Consider the following 242-nt stretch of genomic DNA (forward strand, 5'->3'; position numbering starts at 1 on the left):
AATATAAAAATAGACGATCTGCAAACGGTTTTCGGGCCACTCCGGAGTAAAGAATGGGGTTAACAGATAAAATAACACTGTTACCGAAGAAGTAAGAATGATGTTCTGTACCACAATCTCAAACTTCCTGGCCTTGTGGAGGTTGTATAATTCGAACATTGTAGCAAAAATAGTGAGGTATAAGCCTAATACGCTGGACCAGACCCAGTGATCTGCATTGATCTTAAAATAATCAAAGTAAA

1 pseudogene is annotated in these 242 nt (G+C 38.0%); it reads right to left on the reverse strand.

From position 1 onward, the window contains the following. A pseudogene (locus ACY2RT_RS15565) lies at positions 1-242 on the reverse strand (sugar transferase); the annotation flags it as partial.

Source organism: Ulvibacter sp. 2210JD10-4 (assembly GCF_058148525.1).